Annotated in this window: 1 protein-coding gene; it reads right to left on the bottom strand. The window is 56.7% G+C overall.

The window, feature by feature from the left end; translation table 11 throughout:
* Positions 1 to 2284 (bottom strand): hypothetical protein (locus MTBUT4_RS14370; protein ID WP_173980384.1); only part of this gene is annotated, 2284 nt, incomplete at its 3' end.
* Positions 2285 to 2802 lie beyond the last annotated feature (518 nt).

Genomic DNA, 2802 nt, shown 5'->3' with positions numbered 1-2802 from the left:
GGGTTAGTCGCTGTTGGCGGGTGTAGTTTCTGGTGATTGCGCCATGGATTTTGCCGATTTGCTCTCGGAATGCGGTGAAAAGTTTTGCAGTTTGTCTGAGGTAATCTCTATTTGCCGGCTCTATGGCGTCTATTTCTGTTAGCAAGGTATCCAAGGGCGTCGTTGACGGTTGGAGTCCTGCATATACTTGATCGTATACCCAGCGGTATGTTTCGACGGTACGCCGCCGTGCCCAGCCGCTTGCCGCCGCCGCTGCGACGGTCTCCATTTCGATCACATGCAGGGGTCTCATGACCATCACGTCATTAAGCATCCGTTGCCCCTGGTAATTCGCGGGTAGGCTGGCGAACATTTCGACGGACGAGCTGTATTGCTCGGGCCTTATCCCTTTGGTCGAAAACGCTGAAAGCCTCTTGAAGCTGTCCGTCGCCACGTGGCTGAAGGACTGGATGCTTTTTTGATCGCCGAAATCCACCAGGCCCGAGACCACGCTGGCCACTTGCGGTGAGCGCAGGCGGACGGCTTCGGCAAGCTGGTTGGCCGCGTTGGCGGTCTTTGTGTAAAGCTCCCTCCCACCATCCCGCTGGGCGCGATCGCGAACGAAGATCAGAACTTGGGCCAGCTCGGCATCCGCACTGTCGTTTATGCCAACGCTTCTTAGCATTTCCCGGATGTGCGGGTTCTCGCCGGTCACGATGAGGGATTGCACCATATACGCAGCCAAGACGTTCCGCGCCCATTTCAGGGAGTCGCCCTCCAGTTCATGGGCTACGGTCTTCGATATTGTGCCAATTTCATCCATTTGCTCGTCAAGCAACGGCTTTTCGAAAATGGTTTGTTTCCAGTCGGCGCGCAGTCGGCCCCGTGCCTCGTTGCGCAAATCCTCCATGTGAGCCCGTAAGTCGGCCGACAGGGAACCCACCGACCGAAGGGCGTCAATGCGCACCAGACGCGGCAGGGGCGCCAGTTTTGGGAGGTCCTGAATGTCGTTCAGCAAACCCACCCGGCGGTCGAAAGCGGCGCCATCGACCGAGCAAGGAAGGTCATTGCAGATGGTCCGCAAGAGTTGGAGTGTGGGGACGGTCCGCGCGGGCCCGCTTCGTCCGGAAATATCGTCGCTGATGGTGACTTGAACCAGGCCGCCCAAATCCGCCAACCTGTTCGCCATCCGTCGCTCGGGGCCGGGGGCAAGGTCCTTTGCCCGGCGGATCAACTGCAGGGCATCGGAGGGAATACCTCCGTTCGAGGAGGAAACCTTCACTTCGAGCCCATCCAGCTCCGCCATCACGGCGTTGAAGCGCTGGCCGGTTTCCCATGAGTCTTTTAGGAGGTACGCGCCGAAAGACAACAGCGGGGTGATGACGGCGGCCGCAAGAATGGCCTGCCTTGTATTGGCCTTACGGCGAGCCCGCGCCTTTTCCGCGGCAATGCGTAGTTTTTCGGCTTCTTCCTTTTGAGCCGCGATCCAAGCCATTCTCTCCATTATGTTGGGGGCGGCCAAGTTGAACAGTTTGCCGAACACCCGGCTGGTGTCGTCGGACCAAATGCCGCCGCCATGGCCTTGAGCTTGGACAACCCCTTTTCCGTTCGTCTTGTAGCAAAGTACCTTTTCGACGGAATGAGGGATGTCGGCGAAATCCGCCATGAATTTCTTCACAAAATCGATGTCATCGATATTGGTGTTTGCGGCGGCCCCATGAAACTGTGTGAATGCGATAATGGTCGGTATCCGCCGGGCCTTGGCGAGAAGTAAAATGTTTTCGTAAACATACGGAAAACACATTTCCCGTTTCGGATTGTTGTTTGAACCCGGAAGGTGTTGTGCATTCACCGTCAATAGCAGGGCGCTGCATTCCGCCACCATATCGTTGAGCTTGCCCACATCGGGGTTTTCCTTAAGGCTGGCAGAATCCAGCTCCATCAGCCGATCAAGGTCACCGCCCTTGAAATCCATCAGGTACAGCGGTGGGGAAGTGTCGGCAATTCCGGTCTTCACGCGGATGTAATGGCATCTGTCGCTGCCGGCGGGCGGGCGCCCCTCTGCGGCCAAGGCTCGGTGGATATTGGTGAAAGTGGAGTTGCCGGGGAAATGCGGATCGATGAGCACCTGCCCCCAATCCACATTAATCCTTTGGATGGTGTTGAAGAAGGCGCTCAGCAGGATGGTCTTGCCCGAGCCCTGCGCTCCAAGCACACCGATCAGCACGCCGTTGTTCAGCTCCTCACGGCTCGGTTCCGGCACGATCGTGTCGACCGTCTCAATTTCTTCCTCTTCCTGACCCACCCGCCCCTCCATAGCGCAACGCCGCCAACAAGGAAAATACCAAAGGATGTGGACTTGTGGCGAGGAAAAACCCTGGGCTTTACGTGGTTCTGCCACGCAATGAAAAATGGAAGAGGTGGTCAGAAAAAATATGTATCAACGCATTCGCTGTGCGACGACGGCAAATTGCCGACATAATATTCCTTTTGAATTGCCATCAAAAATATAAGCGATCGGGGCGTGTTTAGGGTGATTGTTTTTGTCGATAAGTTCGGCACCAAGAGGTTGTGGCGCACAATAAGGCCCGGTGTTAATGGCAGATATTCGCTTGGGCAGCGCGCCATGGCCTTCCTAATCCAGGCTTTTGGATCTCTGGGGGGGGCGGAACGCATCGGGTGGTTGATGGAAGTCGCCTGGCTTGGGCGGTCTCAGCCAAATTCTCCCGGCAGCAGCGCTCCCAGGCTCGCCGAAGCCGAAATGAAATGTTTTAGTTGTGTTGGCGAGCGGCAGTCTGTTACGTGACGGGAGGCGTTGCGGTA

It is taken from the genome of Magnetospirillum sp. UT-4, from assembly GCF_902729435.1.
GTDB lineage: Bacteria > Pseudomonadota > Alphaproteobacteria > Rhodospirillales > Magnetospirillaceae > Magnetospirillum.
The sequence above is the reverse complement of the archived record's forward strand: the minus strand, read 5'-3'. Positions and strand labels throughout refer to the sequence as shown.